Source organism: Mycobacterium sp. Soil_C_30, from assembly GCF_057656995.1.
The window spans coordinates 1-20,615 of the sequence record NZ_JBDGJH010000031.1; the positions used below are offsets into that span (position 1 = coordinate 1).

The following is a 20,615-nucleotide window of genomic DNA, read 5'->3' on the forward strand; positions in this document are numbered from 1 at the left end:
AGAACTCTCCCGCGCCATCGACGCCCTCAGCAAAGAAGTGAGCCAGGTCCAAGGTGTCATCGCCCCACAATGATTCAAGGCGCGGACGATTCAGGCGAGGACGGCGCGCTGTGCCAGCGACTCCAGCAGCACCAGCGCGTCGTTGAGCGCGGCGACCTCCGCCGGCGACAGGTCGAGCGCGGTCATCTCCACCAGGTCCGCGGCAGCAGCGCGTTGACTCTCCACGCCTTTGGTGGTGATCTGCACCCACATCTTGCGGCGATCCGAGAGATCCCGGAAGCGGCGAACCAGGCCCAGGTCTTCCAGTACCCGCATGTGTCCGGCAAACGCTTTCTGGGACAGACCCTCGTGTGCGGCCAGATCCGTGACGGGTACCCGGACACCGTCGCGCAGGACGTAGAGCAGTGAGCGCTGGGCCGGAGTCAACGTCTGGCCGTTGATCTCCAGGTGTTCCCGGCGGCGCAGTGACGAGATGACGCCGAACAGGCGGGAGTGCAGATCTTCGGCCAACTCGTGAACGTCGATGGGCGTTGCGTCAGATGGTCGGGCTTCCGCGGGCTGGTGCGGGACCGTCATGTGTGCACCGTGCCAGAGCAACGCTGAAGGCACGCTGAGAACCGTCAGGGCACGGAGAACGCGAGCACACCGCCATCTACCCGGATACCGATTTCTTGGCCGACGTGGCCGACGTCGCCGGGTTGGCGCACCTCGAGCGAGGTCCCGTCCGCCAGGGCGACCCGCACGGCGACGTCTGGACCGTAGAAGCGGTGTCCGGTCACCACGGCGGTGACGGCGCCGGACTCGGCGATGCGGACTTGCTCGGGGCGGAGGACAACAGTGACGCAACCTTCGCCCACCTCGTTGCTGACGGGGTGGCTGCCCAGGGCGGTGCTGACCACCCCGCGGTGGTGTTGTCCGGCGAGTTCGACTGTGCCGCCTACGAATCGGGCAACCTCCAGCGAGACGGGCCGCCGGTAGAGTTCATGCGGTTCGCCACATTGGGCGATCGACCCGGCCAGCAGGACGGCCACCTGATCGGCCAGCGACAGCGCCTCGGCCTGGTCGTGGGTCACCAGAATCGCGGTGGTCCCGGCCTCGCGGAGGATGGCGGTGATGTCTTCCCGGACCCGCACCCGGAGCCCGGCATCCAGCGAGGCGAACGGTTCGTCGAGCAGCAGTACGCGCGGACGGGCGGCCAGCGCGCGAGCCAGTGCAACACGCTGCTGCTGGCCACCGGACAACTGATGTGGGTGGGCGTCGGCCAGACCGTCCAGACCCACCACCGCCAGCCACTTCGCCACCACCGCGGCCCGCTCCGACCTCGACGTCCGGTTCAGCCCGAAGGCGATGTTCCCGGCCACCGTGTGGTGCGGAAACAACGCGCCTTCCTGCGGCATGAGCCCGACCCGCCGCCGATGCGCGGGCACCGACATCGAACCGTCGGCCAGGGCAGCCCCGGCGACCCGGACGGTGCCGCCGTCCGGGTTCTCGAAACCGGCCAGGATGCGTAGCAGTGTCGATTTTCCACACCCTGAGGGTCCGAGGACCGCGGTGACGGTTCCGGCCGCAACCTCGAGATCCACGCCCGTGAGAACCCGGCGCCGGCCGAAAGACTTGGTGATACCGGCGATTTCGACTTCCGCGCGGTCAGGCATCAAGAGTCCTCACCGTTCCGGACGTCCACACACCGAGCAGTGCCGTCGGAATCGCAGCGAAGACCAGCAGCGCCGCGGCGTACGGCGCCGCGGCGGCGTAGTCGCTGACCGAGCTGTATCCCCACAACCGCGTGGCAAGGGTGTCGACCCCGGTCGGGCGCAACAACAGCGTCACGGGTAGCTCTTTCATGCACGTGAGAAGGACAAGTGCTGCAGCAGAGGCGATTCCGGGAGCAGCTGCCCGCGCGGTGACCGCAAGGAACACCCGCACGGGGGAGTGGCCGAGCGATTGTGCCACCTCATCGAGTCGGGGTGGGCACGACTCGATGGCAGCACGCACCGACCCGACGGCCAGCGGCACGAACAGCACCAGATAACCCAGGATGAGCAGAGGCTCGCGTTGGTAGATCGGCAGCAACAGCAGCACGCCCACCGACACCATCGAGATCGCCACCACGATCGACGGCAGACCGTGCGCCAGGTAGCCGGCGCTTTCCAACAGCCGGGTGGCCGCGGTGCGGTACCGAGCCGCCAACAGACCGAGAGGCAACGCGGCCAGGGTGCACACCACGGCCGCCACCAGCGACAGCCAGACCGTGGCGGTCAGCGCGCTCCACCAGCGTTCGGTGTCCCACCGCAAGCCACCGGCAATCAGCCACTCCGCCAACGCGATCGAGGGGATGCCCATGGCGAGGGTGATGACCGTCAGGCCCGGCGCGGCAGCCAGGTGCCGCCACCGGCCCAGCCGGGCGCGCGGTGCGGGCCGTGGGGAACCGGGCCCCAGGCGCGACGCGGCCAGCCCGCGGGCCCAGCGTTCAGCGACCACCAACAGCACGGCGAAAAACAGCAGGATCAGGGACAGGACGGCCGCCCGGGACGGGTTGAATCCCGACCGGTAGGCACCGTAGATCACCCAGGTGAACACCTCATAACGCATCGCGGCCACCGCCCCGAAATCACTGAGCACATAGAGCGCCACCAGCAGCGCCCCTGCCGCGATGGCGGCGCGGGCCTGGCGCAGGGTGACCCGGAACAGCACCGCGACGCTGCCCAGCCCGAGCGACCGGGCCACCTCTTCGTGCGCGGGATCCACCCGGGCCAGCGCGGCCATGGTGGTCAACAGCACGAACGGATAGCTGACGAGCGTGAGAACCAGTGCGGCGCCCCAGAATCCGCTCACCGACGGGAACACCGACACCCACAGGAAGGCGAGCAGGTAGCTGGGCATCGCCAACGGCAGTGTCAACGCGACGGTCCACCACCGGCGTCCGCCCAGATCGGTACGTGACAGCAACACCGCGAACCCGACACCGAGTACCACGCACGCCGAGGTCACCACCCCCACCAGCAGCAGTGACCTCCCCACCAGCGCCACGGTGTGCGGACGGCCGAGTTCGTCGACCACATATGCGCCGCCGCGTTCGAAAGCGCGCTGCCCCAGGTAGATCAGCGGCAACAGGGTGGTCGCGACCACCGCCCCCGCCGCGAGCAGCAGGAACACCGGTGGGCGGCCCGGCCGGCGACGAACACCGGCCCGGACCGCCCCGACGGTGATCAATTGGTGAGCAACCCGGCGTCCACCAGCATCTGCTGGGTGGTCTCGATGTCATCGAGCTGGGACAGATCGACAGCGGGCGGCTGCAGATCAGCCAGCGGGGGCACCTCGCCCACCACGGCCACTCCGTCGATCAGCGGGAATTCGGCGGTCTCCGTGGCGAAGTACTGCTGCGCGGACTCGCCGACGAGGTAGGCCGCGAACTCCTGGGCCGCTTCCGGATCCGGCGCGGTCTTGAGCACGCCCACCCCGGCCACGTTCACCAGACCACCCGGATCTCCCGGGGCCATGAACTGCAGTCGCGCCGCGACGTTCTCGGCGCCTTTGCTCTCCATGAGCTCGTACATGTAGTAGTGGTTGATCAAGCCCATGCCGATTTGACCGGAATCCACCGCATCCCGGATCTGGCCGTTGCTTTCATACGGCTGGGGATCGTTCGCCTTGAACGCGCGCAGCCACTCTTCGGCGGCTTCGTTACCGCGCAGGACACGCAGTCCGGTCACGAACGACTGCCACGACGCGTTGCCCGGCGCATACGCGATCTGACCGCGCCACTGCGGATCCAGCAGCGCGTCGACGGTGTCCGGAGGGCTGGGTACCATTTCCTGGTTGTAGACGATGGCGCGCGCCCGGCCCGAAACACCGACCCAGGTGCCGTCGGCAGCCGAATACTCGGCGGGGACCGCCGCCAGTGTCTCGGCGGCGATCGGAGCGAACAGACCGGCTTTCGACACCGCGCCCAGCGCTCCGGCGTCCTGGGACAAGAACACATCGGCGGGGGAGTTCTCACCCTCGGTGATGAGCTGGGCGGCCAGCTCACCCGAACCCGCGTAGCGGACCTCGACCTCCACACCCGTGTCCGAGGTGAATTGTTCGAGCAGCGGAGCGACGAGCTCCTCGCTGCGGCCGGAGTAGATGACGACTTTCTGGGCGGCGGCATCCGCGCTCGCCGGTGTGGACGTCTCCGGTGCGGAGTCGGAGCCGGAGCTGCAGGACGTGAGTGCGAGCATCGCCGCACACGCGCTGAGTCCGGCGGCGAATCTGAGTGTCGACCTGGCCATCGCCTACCTCGAATACCTAGTTGCTGTGGAGTTACTGTGCGGTTGCCGTAAATAACCTGGGGGCACCGCACTCACTGTGGACAAACGTCGCTGTGAAATCGCTGAGAGCTGTTCGATGCCCCATCCGGGCGCGGACTCTCGGTACCGTGTCTGGGTTGGACCCGAAGGCGCCGGGGGAGTTGTCGTCAGATCTGGAGATGCATCGTGCCGTTGAACACCATCGCGCTGGAGCTGGTGCCGCCGAATGTCGAGCGCGGAACCGGGTTCGCACGCGACGAGGCGCACAAGGTGCTGCGCCTGGCGGCGGAATCCGGGATCGAGGGGCGGATCGGCCACGTCATGATCCCCGGCATGATCGACGAGGACGACGACCGGCCCATCGACATGAAACCCAAGCTCGACGTGCTCGACTTCTGGTCGATCATCGCGCCCGAACTGCCCGGTGTTCGCGGGCTGTGTACGCAGGTGACGGCGTTCATGGACCAGGAGTCGCTGCGGCAGCGCCTCACCACGCTGGGCGCCGCCGGGTTCGAGGGCATGATCTTCGTCGGTGTCCCGCGCACGCTCAAAGACGGCGAAGGCGGGGGTGTCGCGCCGGCCGACGCGCTGTCCCTCTACGGCGACATCGTGGGCAATCGCGGGGCGATCCTGATACCCACCCGCGAGGGCGAGCAGGGGCGCTTCTCCTTCAAGTGCGACAAGGGCGCCAACTTCGGGATGACGCAACTGCTCTACTCGGATGCCATCGTCGACTTCCTGACCGAACATGCCGCCACCACGGATCTACGGCCGGAGATCCTGCTGTCATTCGGTTTCGTGCCGAAGATGGAGGCCAACGTGGGTCTCATCAACTGGCTGATCCAGGATCCCGGTAACGATGCCGTGGCGCGGGAGCAGGAGTTCGTCGCAACCCTGGCAGGCAGCGATCCCGACAAGCGGCGCGGGCTGCTGGTCGAACTCTACAAGCGGGTGATCGACGGAGTCGCCGAGCTCGGTTACCCGTTGAGCATTCACTTCGAGGCCACCTACGGCGTCTCGAGAGCCGCCTTCGACACCTTCGCCGAGATGCTGGCCTACTGGTCACCGGATCAGGCAAGCTGACCCAAGAGCGAGCGCCCCGCCCGCGGGTAGGGTCCGGCCATGGCAGACAGTCGCAATCGGAACAAAGCCAAGCAGGCGCGACGTGACGCCCGGCAGAACAAGGCGCGTCGGCACTCGCAGCGGACAACGCAGGACGAAGCACCGCTGATCGACGAGATCCGCGAAGCCCTTGCCGGGCATCCGCTGGATCTGCTGTTCATGGGCAGCATGGTGATCGAGGCCTCGGCGCCGGCGAACACCCCGTTGTTGACCTCACCGGACGAGGTGGCGCCTCCCCGGTTGGACGAACTCTTGGCCGCCTTCATCGGAACACCCGTTCCCGAAACCACCGCGTTGCTGGCCGTCCTGCGTGAGTTGGTCGACGATGACCTCTTGCGCGCCCGGTGCCGGCGGGAGGTCGCCGCGCGCCACGACAGCCTGCCACGCTGGCTCACCGAACTGGCCGACACCACCGTCGTCCGAACGGTCCGGATGACCGACGTATTCGGTGACGCCGATGAACTGCTTGTCGGTGTGCGGCTCGCCGACGGGCAGGAGATCACTTGCGCAGTTCACGTCGACCATTTGATGATGTCGTCGGTCAAGGACGCGTTCTTCGTGCCGGAGTCCATCAGCACCGTGCTCGGTGTCGCCACGTCGAGCAACACCGATCCCGACACCAGCTTCCACGAGATGGAGCCGGCGGAGTGTCGCGTCCGTCTGCAGTATGCGCTGCAGCGGCCGCCGTCGCTGCTGCTGGTGCACCAGTCCGACACCTGGCCCAGCAGCCGGGCGCTGGTGCGGTGGCTGGTCCGGCTGATGCCCGGCGAAGGCTCGGCTTTCACTGTGCCGGAGAAGATCCCGGTCGACGAGGACCTGCTGGACCGGTTTTTTGCCTCACCGCTCGCGACGTCGATGAATGATCGAGATCACCGAGAGCTGCTTCGGCTGTCCATCGACGACGGCACCGGGGACCCGCTGCGCTGGAGCGAGGTACGTGTCCGGGAGCTGCTGAGCACCGCGGTGGTCTTCGACGACGAGATCCCGGTGGCGACGCAGCTGGACCTGCCGGCGCTGCTGCGTGCATTCGTGCCATTCGCCCACGCCGAGAGCGGGATTCGGCCCGAGCTGACCTCCGACGCCCTGGCCGCCATCGATGACGCTGCCGACCTGTACCGCGCCGAGGTGCTCGACGAGGCCGGCGACAGAGACGACTGAACATCAGAACGTCCGGCCCCCGCAGTGATTTTCGGCTTTGCCCAGGACTGTGGTCCCGGCCGCGTCGACACCAGGACGCTGCGCCACAGACCTCCGGCACGGCGTGCCACAAACTGTGATATCTGTCGCGCTGACGGGCCACAACTGGCATCTGCGTCGCGCCGGTGTCAGCATGCTAGGGGTGTTCTCGAGATTCGCAGTACTGCAGGTGGTGACATGTTGACGGGCGTCACATCGTTTGCTCGGAAGTGTCGCTGGTATTTGCGCGCACTGGGACGCAACCCGCTGGTTCGCCTCAGCGACCGGCTCGAGGCCTTTGCCGTTCTGGGAGTTCTGGTGCTGGCACTCATTGCGGTACCTGTCTCGGTACATCTCGGGAGCAAGACCTACGAGTCGCGGATGCACACGGCCGCCGAGCAGACCCAGACCCGCCACTCCGTGGAGGCCGTCGTCGTCGAAGGCAGCATGGGCATGCCGGCGGACTTCGACAGCCCTGCCTACGTCCAGGTGGAGTGGCGCGAGGGAGCGGTGACCCACAACGCTCAGGTCATCAGCCCCGAGACCGTGAAGGCGGGGGCGCCGCTGACCATCTGGCTCGACGACAGCGGGAAGGTGGTCGGTGCCCCCTTGACCCCCGTCGATGCGAAGGTGAGCGCACTGGGGGTGGCGTGGACCATCTGGATCAGTGCCGTGGTGCTCAGTGTGTTCGCCGCGTTGGTGGTCCGGCAAGGGCTGGACCGCTCGCGCGCCCGCGCCTGGGAACGCGAACTGCTTCTTCTCGCGCACAACGACGACGGCTGGGCGAACCGCCACACCTGAGCCCGGCTGACTAGACTCGCCATCCCGTGGCTTACATATTGCAGCTGGACTCGTCCGCCAATCTCGCCTCCTCGGTGTCCCGCCGGCTCACGGGGGAGTTCGTCCAGCGCTGGGCTGCTGCGGGCCCGGGCCGCGAGATCCGCCACCGGGACCTGCACGCCGAGCAGTTGCCGCACCTGCCCACCAATGCCCTGCACTTCGCCGAAGCACTGCGGCCGCAGGACGCGGTGCCCCCCACCGCCGAGGCCGCCGCACTCCAGTCGGTGTTGCTCGAGGAACTGGCCGGCGCGGCCGCGGTGGTGATCGGTACGCCCATGTACAACTTCTCGATGCCGTCGACGCTGAAGGCGTGGCTGGACTATGTGCATGTCATCGGCGTCAATTCGCCGGCCGCCGAAGGAATCGCGCCGTTGCGCTCCAAGCCCGTGGTGGCGGTGTCCGCGCGCGCCACCCCGACCGGCGCGGACACCCGCACGGATCCGGTTCTTGCGCCGTTCTACGCGATCCTCGGCGGCTTCATGAGCATGGACGTCCATGGCGTCGTCGTGCACACCGAACCGCCCGCCGCACCCGGCGACTTCCACCGTCCGGTCGACGAGGTCCGGGCCGAGCTCACCGCGCTGGCGGACAGCTGGCCCTGAGGCTAGGCGAGCACCCACGGGTCGCTGGCGCCCAGCGCCCACGGATACGGCTGCCCGTCGCGCTGCACCGTGGTCGAGGTGCTCGGCGGGATGACCCCGGCACCGGTCAGTCGAGCCACCACCTGAGCGATGGCGTTCGTCACCGCGTACACCGCGTCGCCGATGAACTGCACCGGGAACACCGCCAACGCCGCGATGTCACTCACCAGGAAGATCCCCTGGTCGGCCACGGCCCGCAGCTGGTCGGTGATGTCGGTGGTGAAGGTGTCCACGTAGTAGGGGATGGTGGCGAAGATGGTGCGCAGACTCAACGCCACGTTGGTCTGAATGTCCGGCCAGCCGTACATGTCGATCGCGTCCTGCAGGGCCTGATGCAGATCTTCGGGATCGACGGTGCTGGTGCCGAGATCGGCCAGGGGCACGCCGTCGGCGTCGCTTCTCGGGTTGAGACCGAACATGCTCACCACGGTGGGCGTGACGTCGACGATCGAATACTGCAGGTTCATCTGCCCGTCCCCGTAACCGGGTCCGTCGACGATCACGAATGTCGATGTCTCGTCCGGGGATTGGAAGCCGTGACCGAAGCCCTGCTGCGGCTGGTGGCCGTGGTCGGTGACCATGATGATGGTCCAGTCTTCGCAGGTGCTGGGGCCGGCCGCGCAGGTGGCGGCCTCCCGCTGCGCCACCGCGTCCAGGATGAGCCCGACGTTGGTGTCGGCGCGCTGAATCGCCGCCGCGTACTCAGGTGACGCGCCGCCGTAGAGGTGGCCGGCTTCGTCGACCCCGGTCATGTAGGTGAACAGGAAGTTGGGCACGTCCTGATAACCCAGCTCGGTGCCCAGGATGGATTTCACGGTCTCGTTGGTGACCGCGGCATCGGCTTCCGCATAGACGGGGTCGTTCTCGCCCTGCGGGATGTAGATCACCACGTCGGCCGGTGTCGTGCCGCCATTGGCGATATCGGCGATCACCTTCCAGTCCGCGATCGCCTTGGTCTCGATATCCCGGTTGTACTCCTCGAGCTGGTTGAAGACCGTCGGCCAGGAGTAGTAGGTCGACGGGGTGAAGACGTTGTTGATCACTCCGCTCTTGGTGTCCCACACGCCGGTCAGGATGGCGGTCCACGACGGGTTGGAGATGGTGGTGTGGCCGACGATGGTGGATGCCGACGTGGTGCCGGTGTCCATCAGCTCGAAGAAATTGGTGTTGGCCGGGTCGTCGAGGATGCGGCTGAGATTGGTGCCGTCCACGCCGATCACCAGGACCCGCTGTTTGGTGGGGTCCACCACCTGAGCGGTGACGTCGGCGGTGGTGATGGCGCGGTTGCGAGTGGTCGAGGCCGTGGCGGCGCTGACGGTGGTGGCGGCCGCCGGCGCGGGCAGCAACGGCAGCGGAAGGAGCGGAACCTTCGGGGTACGCGCCGGCAGGTAGGAGGACAGGATCTGCCGCTGCGGCGCAGGCGTCACCACTGTTTGGGCGACGGCTGTTTGGGCGACGGCGGCTTCGGGCGCCGGCGACGTACTCGCCTGTGCGACAACAGCCTGGGTGACCTCGGCGGGAGCTTCGCTTGTGGCGGGGGTGCTCTCGGGCCTGCGGACTCCGAAACTGCGGGTGCCGGCAGCCTGGGTGGGGGCCGCCTCAGTGTCGGAGTCCGCGTCGGTCTTTGTGCCTGACGCTGATCCCGCCGTGCGGCCGGTATTTCGGGTGGGGGAGTCGCTGGGCTCGGTACTGGCGTCGGCGCCTGCGGAAGCGGTGCTCGGCTGCCGGTCGGCCGAATAACTCGACCGCTGCCCGTCGCGCCGAGAAACCTTGCGCGACGGGGCTTCTGAGCTATCAGAAGTCTTCGAGGCCTCAGAGGAGGACGTGGCACCGGAGTCCGATGCGCTCGGTGCATCGGTGGGCTCGGCACAGGCAACGCCGGTGGCCAACACCGAGCCCGCGCCGGCGACCACACCCGCTACCGCAACACCAAGGCACAACTGCTTCACCGTCGTCACGACACGATCTCCCCTCGGATGTTCGGGCATGGCTGGTGCCCTCGCGCGCGACGGCAGGAGTCCAGGTGGTGCAGAGGTTACAAGCCGTGCGGCGGCCGCGGATCGGTTTCTGGACTGCGCGTCAATAATTCATGTCGGTGTGGTTCGCCAGTGGGGGCGGGGCGCAACGACTCAGTTCCGGCGCATGGAGCCGATGTAATAGGTCTCTTTCCCGCTCGGGTAGCCGCCACCGGTGGTGGCGATGTGAATGTGGTCGAAATGGTTCGCGGTTTCGTTGCCGTAGTCGGCGGTCCAACTCGGCGCGCCCACGCCGGGGTAGAAGCCCTGCCGCCAGATCACGTGAAGGACACCCCACCGCTCGGCATTGGCCAGTGCAAGTCCGGCGATCTGGTTGCCGAGCTGAATCCCTTCCTCGCTGTTGTGGTTCGGGATCATCACATCGATGGCCAGCCCTTCCGGGTGCCACCGCAGCGGATCCTGCCGATACCCGCCGATGGTGGTCACCTCGGGGAACAGCACACTGATGGCGCGGGCCACCCAGATGGTTCGGACCTGCAGGCCACCCTCGGGTGCGACGCCGGCCGGCAATGCGAACGGGACGTCCTGGGCGCCGACGGGCACGCTCGCCATCAACGGCGCGGCATCGGCAGCCAGCGCCGCGCTGGGCTCGGTGGCATCGAGGGCCTGACCGGCAGGCAAAGCCGTCGCGGGCTCGACAGGGCGCGGTGGCGGTGCACTCTGGGCGTAGAACATGGCGGCGGACACCGTCAAGGACGCACCGATCGCCAGCCAGCGGCCCCGCGAGCTGGTCAGCACTCCTTTGCCCACGAGCAGCACCATAGCGCCACGGCAGCGAGCCGGCAGGCGATCCGGGGGGAATAGTGCGGCGGGCGACGGGCATTCTGCTTCGAGAAGGCCACTGTGAGGAGACTCGTATGAAGTTCGGTATCTCGACGTTCGTGAACGACGACAGCATCGACCCGGTGACACTGGGCCGCGCCGTGGAGGAGCGAGGCTTTCACTCGCTGGTGGTGGCTGAACATTCGCACATCCCGGCCAGCCGCGAGTCCGCCTATCCGGCCGGCGGCGAGCTGCCGTCGGTGTACTACAAGACACTCGACCCGTTTGTTCTACTCGCTGCGGCCGCCGCGGTGACCGAGAACATCGAACTGTTCACCGGGGTGGCACTCCTGATCCAGCGCGATCCGATCCACACCGCCAAAGAGGCCGCGAGCATTGATCTGATCTCGGGTGGCCGGTTCGTGTTCGGTGTGGGGGCCGGCTGGAATCTCGAGGAGATGCGGCATCACGGCACCGACCCCAAGACCCGCGGCGCCCTCCTGGACGAGCGTATCGAAGCGATCAAGGCGCTGTGGACCGAGGAACCGGCCGAATACCACGGCAAGTATGTCGATTTCGACGCCTCCTACAGCCGGCCCAAGCCGGTGCAGAAGCCGCACCCGCCCATCTACATCGGCGGCGACTCCGATGCCACGGTCAGGCGCGTCATTCGCCATGGGGCAGGTTGGATCTCGAATCCGCTGCCGGTGGAGTCGCTGTCCAAGCGCATCGATCAGATGCGTGACGGCGCCGGCCACGACGTGCCGCTCGCGCAGTTCGGCACCCCGGCAGACCCCGAGTATTGGCGCGCCTCAGACGAACTGGGCTTCGATCAGGTGGCGCTGCTGTTGCCGTCGCGGCCCACAGATGAGTCACTGCGGTTGCTCGACGAGTACGCCGCACTGGTGGACAAGTATCGGGGCTGACCCTCGATCGGACTCGGGACTTCAGGCGGTGTGACCGCGCCAGATGCCCGAAGTGTCAAAGTGCGTGGTGCGGGCGGTTCACAGCAGTTTCTCGAGGGTGATCGGCAGGTCGCGGATACGCCTACCGGTGGCGTTGTAGACCGCGTTGGCGATGGCACCGGGAACCCCGACCATGACGACCTCGCCGAGTCCCTTCACCCCGATCGGTGCGGCGATATCGTCACGCGCGTCCAGGAAGTGGGCATCCAGTGCGGGAACGTCGGCGTTGACCGGAACCAGGTAATCGGAGAGGTTGGCGTTGACGATACGACCGTCGCGGTGATCGGTTTCGGCTGCCTCCAGCAGTGCCATTCCGATGCCCTGGGTCATGCCACTGAGAGCCTGGCTGTGCGCCAGACGCGGATTGATGATCCGGCCGGCGTCGTACACGGCGTAGATGCGCCGGATGCGCACGGTGCCCAGCAAGTCGTCGACGCCGACCTCGGCGAACACCGCCCCGTAGGAATGCATCGAGTAGCGACTCGACGCGTCGTCGGGGGTATAGGTCTGTGCGGAGTCCAGACTTTGTAAACCTCTGCGGCGCAGGAGATCCTGATAGGTCTCACCCCGCCCGGGCGCACTGCGAAGGTGCATACGGCCGTCGGTCACCACAACGTCCTCGGGACGCGCGCCGGTCAGCGGTGAACCGGGGTCCAGCACCGCGGTGCGGATCGCCCGGTCCCGCAGCATGTCAGCGGTCAGGGCGATGCTCGAGCCGACGCTGAGCATGGTCTGCGATCCGTATTGCACGGCGGCTCGCGGAAACTGGGTGTCTCCGAGTGAGAAGCGGACCCGGTGCAGCGGCAATCCGAGCGCATCGGCGGCCACCTGGGTCATCGATGTGTAGGTTCCCGGTCCGATGTCGCTGGTGGCGGCGAACACGTCGACGGTGCCGTCGGCATTGATCCGGGCCGACGCCGAGGATTCGTTGCGCACTACATGGTAGAGCGCCGCGGCGGTGCCCATCCCGATCAGCTGGTTGCCTTCGCGAACTGCACGCGGCGTCGCATTGCGTCGCGACCAGCCGAACGCCTGGGCGCCTTCGCGGAAGCAGTCGGTGACCCGGCGGGTCGAGAACGGCACATCCTTGCTCTCGTCGCGGCTCGGCTCGTTGCGCAGCCGCAGTTCGATCGGGTCCATACCGAGGCGTTCGGCCAATTCGTCGAGAGCGCATTCCAGGGCGAACGCGCCGGTCACCGCACCGGGACCGCGCATATATGTCGGCTCGCTGGTGTCGAGCGCGACCACCCGGCCGGAGGTGCGGATGGCCGGCGAGCTCCACAGGAACTGCGTGCCCTGGGTCGGCGCCTCCTGATAGCTGCCGTACCGGGACACCTCCACTTCGCTGTCGTGCTCGATGGCGGTGATCCGGCCGTCGGCGCCGGCTCCGATGGCCACGCGCTGGCGGCTGGCCGGTCGGTATCCGATGGCTGCGTACATCTGTGGGCGGGTGAGGGTGAGCTTCACCGGACGGCCCACCTGACGGGCCGCGTGTGCGGCCAGCAGCTGGTGCGGCCAGGTCTCGCCGGCGCTGCCGAATGCGCCGCCGACGAACGGGGAGACGACACGGATGTTGTCGGCGGGGATGCCCAGCGCGTCGGCGTACGCGTCACGCGAGTAGTGCACGCCTTGCACTTTGTCCCAGACGGTGAGTCGGTCGCCGTCCCACGCCGCGATGGTGGCCGGAATCTCCATGGGGTTGTGGTAGTTCCGCGCAATGGAATACGTGCTCTCGACGACCGCTGACGAGGCGGCCAGCGCGGCGGCGGTGTCACCGCGGGAATAGTCGGGGCTCGAGCCCGCCGCGGGTGGCGCGCCCGGTTCATCGAAGTCGGTGTGCTCGTTGGCCTGCCGGTAGCGTACCGAAACCTGTTGCGCTCCGTGGGTTGCGGCTTCCAGCGTATTGGCGACCACGATCGCCACCGGCTGTCCGAAGAACCACACACCGGCACCCCAGGGCAGAGTGACACCGGTGAAATCGGTGAGCACTCGCACCACGTCGGGGTGAGCTGTCGCTGCATCGGTGTCGAGGCCGTCGATGTCGCCTCGAGAGATGGTCGAGGTCACCAGGATGGCGTGCAGGTGATCGGGCACCGGGTTGTCAGCGGCATAGCGCGCCTGGCCGGTGACCTTGAGCCGGCCATCCACCCGGGTGATCGGCTGTCCGCTCAGTGGGGCGGCCGCGGGAACCGGGTCCGTCATGGCAGCCCCGCCACGGTGGTCAGCTGGCGTTGGACGGTGCGTTTGACCAGTTCCACTTTGAATCCGTTCTCCGACAACGGTTGTGCGCCGTCGCCGGCGGCTGCAGCGGCTTCCCGCCAGAGGGTGGGCACGGCTGGGCGTCCGATGAGTCGCTCTTCGACGGCAGGCAGCCGCCAGGGCACGGTGCCCACGCCGCCCACGGCCACCCGGGCGGCGCGCACCGTTCCGCCGACCAGATCGAGTGCGACCGCGGCTGAGCACAGGGCGAATTCGTAGGAGGCTCGGTCACGGACCTTGAGGTAGCCCGAGCGGCGGGTATCCGGGCGCACCGGGACCTCCACCGCGGTGATGATCTGACCGGGCGACAGGTTGTGCTCGACGTCGGGGGTGTCACCGGGTTGCCGGAAGAACTCGGCCACCGGGATCGACTGTTCGCCGTCGGAGTCTTTGACGATGACGGCTGCGTCCAGTGCCACCAGGGCCACAGCGAGATCGGACGGATGGGTGGCCACGCAATGATCGCTGGTGCCGAAGATGGCCAGCGTGCGGTTGCGACCCTCGATCGCCGCGCACCCCGCCCCGGGGTCGCGCCGGTTGCAGGCGGCGCCGACGTCGCGGAAGTACAGGCAGCGTGGCCGCTGCATGAGGTTGCCGCCGATGGAGGCCATGTTGCGCAGCTGCGCCGAGGCGCTCAACTCGAGAGCTTGGCTGATGACGGGAAACTGGTCGCGAACTCCCGGGTGGTCGGCGAGTTGGGCCATCCGGACCAGGGATCCGATGCGCAGGCGCGCCGAGTCCAGCTCGATGTCGCGGTAAGGCAACCCGTTGATGTCGATGATGCGGTCCGGGCGTTCCACCGTCTGACGCATCAGGTCCACCAGCGTGGTGCCCCCGGCGATGTAGCGGGCTCCGTCGGATCCTGCTCGGATGGCTGCGGATTCGTCTGCGGCGGTGCTGAATTCGAAGGGGAACACCGGCTCACACCTCGCCGTCTCGGGCGGTCCGGGCGATGGCGGTGGCGATGTTGGTGTAGGCGCCGCACCGACAGATGTTGCCGCTCATGGCTTCCCGGACCTGTTCGGGTGAGCCGGCGCGGCCCTCACGGATGCAGCCGATGCCGGACAGGATCTGGCCGGCTGTGCAGAAACCGCACTGGAAGCCCTCGTCGTCGATGAACGCCTGCTGCAACGGATGCAGCCGGCCGTTACGTTCCAGCCCCTCGATGGTGGTGACCTCGGTGCCGCTGGTCATCACAGCCAGGGTCAGGCAGCTCAGTACCCGCTGCCCGTCGACGAGCACCGTGCACGCGCCGCAGGCGCCCTGGTCACAGCCCTTTTTCGTACCGGTCGAACCGACTCGTTCGCGCAGCATATCCAGCAACGAGGTGCGCGTGTCGACGTCGACCTCGTGGGTCTCTCCGTTGATGGTCAGCTGCACCTGCGTCGAGTTCGACGCCGCAGCCGGTCCGGCACTGTCGTCGTCGGCGCCGCAGCCGGCCAGCAGGCCGGTCACTGCCACGGTGCCGCCGATGGCAGCCGATGTGCCGACGAAGGTGCGTCGGCTCATCTGGAAGCCGGGCGGCCGGGTTTCGGGTACGGAGGACTCGTCGTCGTTGATCAACGTCAGCTTCTCTCTGTCGGGCTGGGACAAAGTACGGCCATCAGACGGGGGTCTGGAGCGGTGTGGGCAACGGCGGGTCAGGTGGTCGAGTTGTCGGTGTCGGTGAAAGCCGTTGCCGCCCAGCTGGCCAGGAGTTTGAGGCCGTCGGCAGAGGTGGAGTCCGCCGCGGCGGTGTAGGCCGTCAGCGACAATCCACTGTCACCGGGCAGATCCATCACGTCATAGTTGAGGGTCAGGTCACCGACGGCGGGGTGGTGGAACACCTTGCAGCCGCTGTAGTGTGTGCGCACATTGTGCGAAGCCCACCGAACCCTGAATTCGTCACTACGCGTTGACAGTTCACCCACCAGGGCGGTCAGCGCAGGGTCGTGCGGATTGCGGCCGGCCTCCGTGCGGAGCAGTGCCACCGACACGTTGGCGGCGCCTTCCCAATCGGGGTAGAAGGCTCTGGCCGCTGGACTCAGGAATGCAAACCGGGCCAGGTTCGGCCGGTCCGGCTCTTCGTCGTAAGCGGGGGAGTACAGCGCACGGCCCAAGGTGCTGGACGCCAGCAGGTCCATCCGCCCGTTGCGGACGATGGCGGCGACATCGGACATGCCGTCGAGAACGCGTTGGATACTGGGGCTCAACTGTGGGCGCTTGGTGGCCCGCCGGGCGCGGGGCACGGGGTTGGCGGCGCGCGCCAGACGGTTTAGGTGCAGCCGCTCGGCTTCGTCGAGTCGTAACGCGTTGGCGATCGATTCGAGGATGGCCTCGGAGACACCGGCCAGATTGCCGCGCTCCAGCCGGTTGTAGTAATCGACGCTGACACCAGCCAGTGCGGCGACCTCTTCCCGTCGCAATCCGGGCACCCGTCGCTTCCCGTAGTACGGCAAGTTTGCCTGCTCCGGGGAGATTTTCGCCCGGCGCGTCGTCAGGAACTCGCGGATGTCGTTCTTGCTGTCCACCCCATCGAGAGTATGTCGGCTGCGGGCCGCCAGGGATGTACTGCCAGTACCTGGGTAGCCAGTCACTGCCTGGCCGCTCCAGACGGCGTCATGGTGGAGGAGAACCGCACAGAAGGAGTTGACGATGAGACGGATGATGTCCGTGGCCGCTGTCCTGGCCGCGGCGGTGCCGCTGGGGCTGTGGAAGGCGACCCCCGCCGGCGCGGAGGCCCCAATGGAGATCTCGCGTAATGACGAGCGTCCGGCGGCCGCGGGACCGGCAGAGACCTTCACCGGTGACGTGACCGTCAAACCGCTGTTCGACACCAACGACTCCCGCAACTTCAGCTCCGCGGAGGTGTCGTTCACTCCGTGCGCGCGAACCGCGTGGCACACGCACCCGGGCGGCCAGACGCTGGTTGTCACCGAGGGCACCGGCTGGGTGCAGGAATGGGGCGGGCAGAAGCAGCAGATCAGCGCCGGTGACGTGATCTGGACCCCGCCCGGCGTCAAGCATTGGCACGGCGGTGGCAACGAGACCGCCATGACTCACATCGCGATCCAGACCTTCGTCGACGGCACTCCGGTCCACTGGATGGAACACGTCACCGACGAGCAGTATTTTCAGTAGGGAGACGAGAACATGCGTGGTGTCGTCATGCACGCCCCCGGTGAGGTACGCGTCGAGACGCGGCCCGATCCGACGATCATCGAACCCACCGACGCCATCATCCGTCTGTCGGCCGCCTGTATCTGTGGCTCGGACCTGTGGCCGTGGCGCGGACTGGACGACGTGAGCTCACCCACCCCCATGGGGCACGAGTACGTCGGCGTCATCGAAGAAGTCGGCAAGGACGTCAGCACTCTGAAGCCGGGGCAATTCGTCGTCGGATCATTCTTCGCCTCCGACAACACCTGTGAGATCTGTCAGGCCGGTTACCAGAGCCGATGCGAACACGCCGTACTGATGGGCGCGATCGGCACCCAGGCCGAGTACGCGCGGATCCCGCTGGCCGACGGCACGCTGGTACCCACCCCCGAGGTGCCGGAGCCTGAGTTGATTCCCAGCCTCTTGGCTGCCTCGGATGTGCTCGGCACCGGGTGGTTCGGGGCGGTCGCCGCCGACGTGGGCCCGCGGAAGACGGTGGCCGTGGTGGGTGACGGAGCGGTGGGATTGCTGGGGGTTCTGGCCGCCAAACAGCTGGGCGCCGAGCGCATCATCGCCATGAGCCGTCACGCCGACCGGCAACGTCTTGCCCGAGAGTTCGGTGCCACCGACATCGTCGAGGAACGCGGCGATGAGGGTGTCGCCATGATCAAAGAGCTCACCGGTGGACACGGTGCACACAGCGTCATCGAGGCCGTCGGTACGCAGGAGTCGATGATGCAGGCCATCAGGTCAACCCGGCCGGGGGGCCACGTCGGCTATGTGGGCGTGTCGCACGGTGTCGAGCTGCCGGGCGAGGAGTTGTTCTTCTCGGCGGTACACCTACACGGCGGACCGGCCCCGGTGCGGCGTTTCCTGCCAGAGTTGATTGACGTGATCTGGAATCGAGACATCAACCCCGGCAAGGTTTTCGACAAGACGTTGCCCCTTGAAGCCGCTGCTGAGGGATACCGTGCCATGGACGAGCGCAGCGCGGTCAAGGTCCTGCTGACCACCTGATGCTCGGTCGGGCTGTCGGGTCACCACTTGCCCGCCGGACAGTGGCACCGTCACTGGGTGATACCGCCGGCCTGTGATGAGGTGTGTTGATCCGATACGGAGTTGGCTGTCCACGAGGCGAGTAGATCGAGCGCGTGCGCGGTGCGGGAGGCAGGTTCGGCCGCGTACAGCGTGAGGGTCAAGCCTGGTTCGGAGATCATATCCACGCTCTCGTAGAACAATTCGAGATCGCCAACCACCTCGTGATGAAAGTGTTTTGCGCCTGCGCCATGCTGGCGGACGTCGTGTGCGGCCCAGCGTCGGCGGAAATCTACGCTGCGCGTAGACAATTCACCTACCAGGTCCTGGAGCTGGTCATCGAGCGGGTCACGCCCCGCTTCGGTGCGCAGGATGGACACGCAGATGTCGGCGGCGTCATCCCAGTGTGGGTAGAAGCGATGGGAATCGTCGTCGAGGAAGGTGTAGCGGGCGAAGTTCGGTGGCCGGGATGGATCTGACCTGTCGAACAACGATGAGTGCATCCCGCGGCCGAGGTGGTTGACGGCCAAGAGATCCATGCGGCCGTTACGCACGATTGCCGGGGCGGCGAACTTGTCGAGCACCCACTGCAGACTCGGGGGCGGGCTCCAACGCTTGCTGGCGCGGCGGCGCGGTCGCATACCGGCGATGGTGCCGTCAGCGGCGTGCGCGAGATGGAACAGGTGGGCGCGTTCGGCGTCGTCGAGTTGCAGCGCGCGTGCGATCGCATCGAGGACCGAGGACGACACCCCGCCCAGGCCGCTTCGCTCCAGCTTGCTGTAGTACTCGATACTCACACCGGCCAGCGCGGCGACCTCTCCGCGGCGCAGCCCCGGCACCCGCCGCGTTCCGTACACCGGCATTCCGGCCTGCTGCGGCGTGATCTTGGCACGCCGCGACATCAGGAACTCGCGGGTCTCGGCACGATTGTCCATGCCATCTACGGTACGAGCGTTCCCCCGCAGCTGGGGTGCACTATCGGTACACCCCACCTCAGGCAGTGCCTGTCCGATCCGAAGCAGTGTTTCGTGGCAGCCATGCCAGTTACGGACCGACACAAGCCGAGTACGCGGGACTTCGGACGCACGCCGACCGAGCATGAGCAAGGCACCTACCGCGGCCGCCTCCCGAACCTCGTGTATGTGATCGGCGCCGGCATCTTCCTGATGGGCACCACGGAGTTCATGATCGCCGGATTGTTGCCCGAGGTGGCCGCCGGCCTCGATGTCGATACCGCCCGGGCCGGACTTCTGGTCACCGCCTTCGCAGTCGGCATGATCATCGGCCCGCCGGTGATGGCGCTGGCAACTCTGCGTTTGCCGGCCACCGCCACACTGGTCGGCGCGCTGACCGTCTTCGCTGCCAGCCATGCGGTGGCGGCGGTCAGTGACTCCTTCGCCGTCGTGACCGCAACGCGGGTTGTCGCCGCGCTGGCCACCGGGACGTTCTGGGCGGTGGGTGCGGTGTTGGCGACGACCTCAGCGGGGCCCGGGGCCGGTGCGCGGGCGTTGGCGGTGATGTCGGGCGGATTGAGCCTCGCGGTAGTCCTGGGCGTGCCGCTGGGAACTCTCGCCGGCCAGGTCGCCGGGTGGCGCGGACCCTTCTGGATGCTTGCGGTGCTGGCGCTGGTGATGATCGCGGCCGTCGTGCGGTTCGCGCCCCGCGCCAGCGGGGACCGGCCGGCGGCGACACCGATCCGTGGCGAGATCGCCGCCGTGCGGCCGTGGCGGATGTGGATGGTCCTGGCGGCGATCGTCTTCGCCCAGGCGGGCTTCCTCGGTGCCTACAGCTATGTCAGCCCGCTGCTGACCGAGCGCGCCGGAATTCCGGCGGCGCTGGTGCCTTTCGTATTGGTCGGATTCGGTATAGGAGCGCTGGCGGGGACAGCGCTGGGCGGTCGGTTCGGCGACCGTCGACCGCTGGCTGTGGTGGCGGTTGCAGTCTCGACCACCGCGGCGGCGTTGGCGCTGCTGTCGATGGTGGCGGATCATTCGACGATCGTGGTCGGGCTCGTCGTGCTTCTCGGCGCAAGCGGCCTCGGCGCCAACCCGGTGCTGATCGCTCAGGCACTCCAGCACGCGGTCGGCGACTCCACGCTGGCGTCGTCACTGGCCACCGCCGCATTCAACTTCGGCACCGCAGGGGGTTCGGCGTTGGCCGGCGCCACCCTCGCCGGCCCACTCCATCTCGTCGGCCCGGCGGTACTCGGTGCCGCGCTCACCGGTTGTGCGCTGGTTCCGGTGGCGGTGCTCGCGTTCACCAGGCAACCGGCCCGGGCATCGGCACCTGACCGCTGACGTTGTAACCAAACACATTGTGCGCGAGACAGTCTCGCGCATGACAGAAGGAGAA

At 67.4% G+C, this 20,615-nt stretch carries 19 protein-coding genes and 1 pseudogene; 8 read left to right on the plus strand and 12 right to left on the minus strand.

Annotation, left to right across the window (positions count from 1 at the left end; all coding sequences use genetic code 11):
* Nucleotides 1-90: 90 nt before the first annotated feature.
* The 5 genes and pseudogenes from AC3A6P_RS33705 to AC3A6P_RS33725 all read right to left on the minus strand — a co-directional run bounded on the left by AC3A6P_RS33705 (nucleotide 91) and on the right by AC3A6P_RS33725 (nucleotide 4,271).
* A complete protein-coding gene (locus AC3A6P_RS33705) occupies nucleotides 91-576 on the minus strand; it encodes a MarR family winged helix-turn-helix transcriptional regulator (RefSeq protein ID WP_487696747.1) in 486 nt (161 codons plus the stop codon).
* 44 nt (nucleotides 577-620) lie between these two features.
* On the minus strand, nucleotides 621-1,133 hold the full coding sequence (locus tag AC3A6P_RS33710; RefSeq protein WP_487696793.1) for a TOBE domain-containing protein: 513 nt from the start codon (nucleotides 1,131-1,133) through the stop codon (nucleotides 621-623).
* Between the two features lie 81 nt (nucleotides 1,134-1,214).
* A pseudogene (locus tag AC3A6P_RS33715) lies at nucleotides 1,215-1,547 on the minus strand (ATP-binding cassette domain-containing protein); the annotation flags it as partial.
* Nucleotides 1,548-1,647: 100 nt separating this feature from the next.
* Complete coding sequence (locus AC3A6P_RS33720; protein ID WP_487696794.1) at nucleotides 1,648-3,210, minus strand: ABC transporter permease; 1,563 nt, start codon at nucleotides 3,208-3,210, stop codon at nucleotides 1,648-1,650.
* A complete protein-coding gene (locus tag AC3A6P_RS33725) occupies nucleotides 3,210-4,271 on the minus strand; it encodes an iron ABC transporter substrate-binding protein (RefSeq protein ID WP_487696748.1) in 1,062 nt (353 codons plus the stop codon). Before AC3A6P_RS33725 ends, AC3A6P_RS33720 begins: the two co-directional genes overlap by 1 nt.
* Before the next feature lie 204 nt (nucleotides 4,272-4,475).
* On the opposite strand from AC3A6P_RS33725, the gene AC3A6P_RS33730 reads away from it, so the two are divergent.
* The 4 genes from AC3A6P_RS33730 to AC3A6P_RS33745 all read left to right on the plus strand — a co-directional run bounded on the left by AC3A6P_RS33730 (nucleotide 4,476) and on the right by AC3A6P_RS33745 (nucleotide 8,029).
* Nucleotides 4,476-5,372, plus strand: a complete 897-nt coding sequence (locus tag AC3A6P_RS33730) for a mycobacterial-type methylenetetrahydrofolate reductase (RefSeq protein ID WP_487696749.1) — start codon at nucleotides 4,476-4,478, stop codon at nucleotides 5,370-5,372.
* Nucleotides 5,373-5,411: 39 nt separating this feature from the next.
* Nucleotides 5,412-6,569 (plus strand): hypothetical protein, encoded by a 1,158-nt coding sequence (locus AC3A6P_RS33735; RefSeq protein WP_487696750.1) that lies wholly within the window; start codon nucleotides 5,412-5,414, stop codon nucleotides 6,567-6,569.
* 261 nt (nucleotides 6,570-6,830) lie between these two features.
* The gene (locus tag AC3A6P_RS33740; protein WP_487696751.1) at nucleotides 6,831-7,388 is read left to right on the plus strand and encodes an Rv1733c family protein; all 558 of its coding nucleotides are present in this window, start codon (nucleotides 6,831-6,833) and stop codon (nucleotides 7,386-7,388) included.
* A 26-nt stretch (nucleotides 7,389-7,414) separates the two neighbouring features.
* Nucleotides 7,415-8,029 carry an FMN-dependent NADH-azoreductase gene (locus AC3A6P_RS33745; protein ID WP_487696752.1) on the plus strand — a complete coding sequence of 205 codons (615 nt, stop codon included), beginning with the start codon at nucleotides 7,415-7,417 and terminating at the stop codon, nucleotides 8,027-8,029.
* 2 nt (nucleotides 8,030-8,031) lie between these two features.
* Here the strand turns inward: AC3A6P_RS33745 and AC3A6P_RS33750 are convergent, their stop codons facing one another.
* Together AC3A6P_RS33750 and AC3A6P_RS33755 are read right to left on the minus strand one after the other, a co-directional pair.
* Entirely contained in the window at nucleotides 8,032-10,026 is a 1,995-nt protein-coding gene (locus AC3A6P_RS33750) for an alkaline phosphatase family protein (protein ID WP_487696753.1), read from the minus strand.
* Nucleotides 10,027-10,197: 171 nt separating this feature from the next.
* A complete protein-coding gene (locus tag AC3A6P_RS33755) occupies nucleotides 10,198-10,866 on the minus strand; it encodes a VldE C-terminal domain-containing protein (RefSeq protein WP_487696754.1) in 669 nt (222 codons plus the stop codon).
* Nucleotides 10,867-10,961: 95 nt separating this feature from the next.
* Between AC3A6P_RS33755 and AC3A6P_RS33760 the strand changes: the two genes are divergently transcribed.
* Nucleotides 10,962-11,792: an LLM class F420-dependent oxidoreductase gene (locus tag AC3A6P_RS33760; protein ID WP_487696755.1), complete on the plus strand. Its 831-nt coding sequence runs from the start codon at nucleotides 10,962-10,964 to the stop codon at nucleotides 11,790-11,792.
* 78 nt (nucleotides 11,793-11,870) lie between these two features.
* On the opposite strand, the gene AC3A6P_RS33765 is transcribed toward AC3A6P_RS33760, so the two are convergent.
* The 4 genes from AC3A6P_RS33765 to AC3A6P_RS33780 all read right to left on the minus strand — a co-directional run bounded on the left by AC3A6P_RS33765 (nucleotide 11,871) and on the right by AC3A6P_RS33780 (nucleotide 16,600).
* On the minus strand, nucleotides 11,871-14,033 hold the full coding sequence (locus AC3A6P_RS33765) for a xanthine dehydrogenase family protein molybdopterin-binding subunit (RefSeq protein ID WP_487696756.1): 2,163 nt from the start codon (nucleotides 14,031-14,033) through the stop codon (nucleotides 11,871-11,873).
* Nucleotides 14,030-15,007: an FAD binding domain-containing protein gene (locus AC3A6P_RS33770; protein ID WP_487696757.1), complete on the minus strand. Its 978-nt coding sequence runs from the start codon at nucleotides 15,005-15,007 to the stop codon at nucleotides 14,030-14,032. Before AC3A6P_RS33770 ends, AC3A6P_RS33765 begins: the two co-directional genes overlap by 4 nt.
* A 4-nt stretch (nucleotides 15,008-15,011) precedes the next feature.
* Nucleotides 15,012-15,599: a (2Fe-2S)-binding protein gene (locus tag AC3A6P_RS33775; protein WP_487696795.1), complete on the minus strand. Its 588-nt coding sequence runs from the start codon at nucleotides 15,597-15,599 to the stop codon at nucleotides 15,012-15,014.
* A 131-nt stretch (nucleotides 15,600-15,730) separates the two neighbouring features.
* The gene (locus AC3A6P_RS33780) at nucleotides 15,731-16,600 is read right to left on the minus strand and encodes a helix-turn-helix transcriptional regulator (RefSeq protein WP_487696758.1); all 870 of its coding nucleotides are present in this window, start codon (nucleotides 16,598-16,600) and stop codon (nucleotides 15,731-15,733) included.
* A 124-nt stretch (nucleotides 16,601-16,724) separates the two neighbouring features.
* On the opposite strand from AC3A6P_RS33780, the gene AC3A6P_RS33785 reads away from it, so the two are divergent.
* Both AC3A6P_RS33785 and AC3A6P_RS33790 read left to right on the plus strand, forming a co-directional pair.
* On the plus strand, nucleotides 16,725-17,210 hold the full coding sequence (locus tag AC3A6P_RS33785; protein WP_487696759.1) for a (R)-mandelonitrile lyase: 486 nt from the start codon (nucleotides 16,725-16,727) through the stop codon (nucleotides 17,208-17,210).
* A gap of 12 nt (nucleotides 17,211-17,222) precedes the next feature.
* Nucleotides 17,223-18,245: a zinc-dependent alcohol dehydrogenase family protein gene (locus AC3A6P_RS33790; RefSeq protein ID WP_487696760.1), complete on the plus strand. Its 1,023-nt coding sequence runs from the start codon at nucleotides 17,223-17,225 to the stop codon at nucleotides 18,243-18,245.
* Nucleotides 18,246-18,295: 50 nt separating this feature from the next.
* On the opposite strand, the gene AC3A6P_RS33795 is transcribed toward AC3A6P_RS33790, so the two are convergent.
* Nucleotides 18,296-19,198, minus strand: a complete 903-nt coding sequence (locus tag AC3A6P_RS33795) for a helix-turn-helix transcriptional regulator (RefSeq protein WP_487696761.1) — start codon at nucleotides 19,196-19,198, stop codon at nucleotides 18,296-18,298.
* Nucleotides 19,199-19,300: 102 nt separating this feature from the next.
* On the opposite strand from AC3A6P_RS33795, the gene AC3A6P_RS33800 reads away from it, so the two are divergent.
* Nucleotides 19,301-20,560 carry an MFS transporter gene (locus tag AC3A6P_RS33800; RefSeq protein WP_487696762.1) on the plus strand — a complete coding sequence of 420 codons (1,260 nt, stop codon included), beginning with the start codon at nucleotides 19,301-19,303 and terminating at the stop codon, nucleotides 20,558-20,560.
* Nucleotides 20,561-20,615 lie beyond the last annotated feature (55 nt).

Excerpts from the sequence above, each read along its gene's own strand:
- AC3A6P_RS33705 (WP_487696747.1), bottom strand. The coding sequence starts at position 576 with ATGACGGTCCCGCACCAGCCCGCGGAAGCCCGACCATCTGACGCAACG.
- AC3A6P_RS33725 (WP_487696748.1), bottom strand. The coding sequence starts at position 4,271 with ATGGCCAGGTCGACACTCAGATTCGCCGCCGGACTCAGCGCGTGTGCG.
- AC3A6P_RS33735 (WP_487696750.1), top strand. The coding sequence starts at position 5,412 with ATGGCAGACAGTCGCAATCGGAACAAAGCCAAGCAGGCGCGACGTGAC.
- AC3A6P_RS33755 (WP_487696754.1), bottom strand. The coding sequence starts at position 10,866 with ATGGTGCTGCTCGTGGGCAAAGGAGTGCTGACCAGCTCGCGGGGCCGC.
- AC3A6P_RS33760 (WP_487696755.1), top strand. The coding sequence starts at position 10,962 with ATGAAGTTCGGTATCTCGACGTTCGTGAACGACGACAGCATCGACCCG.
- AC3A6P_RS33765 (WP_487696756.1), bottom strand. The coding sequence starts at position 14,033 with ATGACGGACCCGGTTCCCGCGGCCGCCCCACTGAGCGGACAGCCGATC.
- AC3A6P_RS33775 (WP_487696795.1), bottom strand. The coding sequence starts at position 15,599 with ATGAGCCGACGCACCTTCGTCGGCACATCGGCTGCCATCGGCGGCACC.
- AC3A6P_RS33785 (WP_487696759.1), top strand. The coding sequence starts at position 16,725 with ATGAGACGGATGATGTCCGTGGCCGCTGTCCTGGCCGCGGCGGTGCCG.
- AC3A6P_RS33790 (WP_487696760.1), top strand. The coding sequence starts at position 17,223 with ATGCGTGGTGTCGTCATGCACGCCCCCGGTGAGGTACGCGTCGAGACG.
- AC3A6P_RS33795 (WP_487696761.1), bottom strand. The coding sequence starts at position 19,198 with ATGGACAATCGTGCCGAGACCCGCGAGTTCCTGATGTCGCGGCGTGCC.
- AC3A6P_RS33800 (WP_487696762.1), top strand. The coding sequence starts at position 19,301 with ATGCCAGTTACGGACCGACACAAGCCGAGTACGCGGGACTTCGGACGC.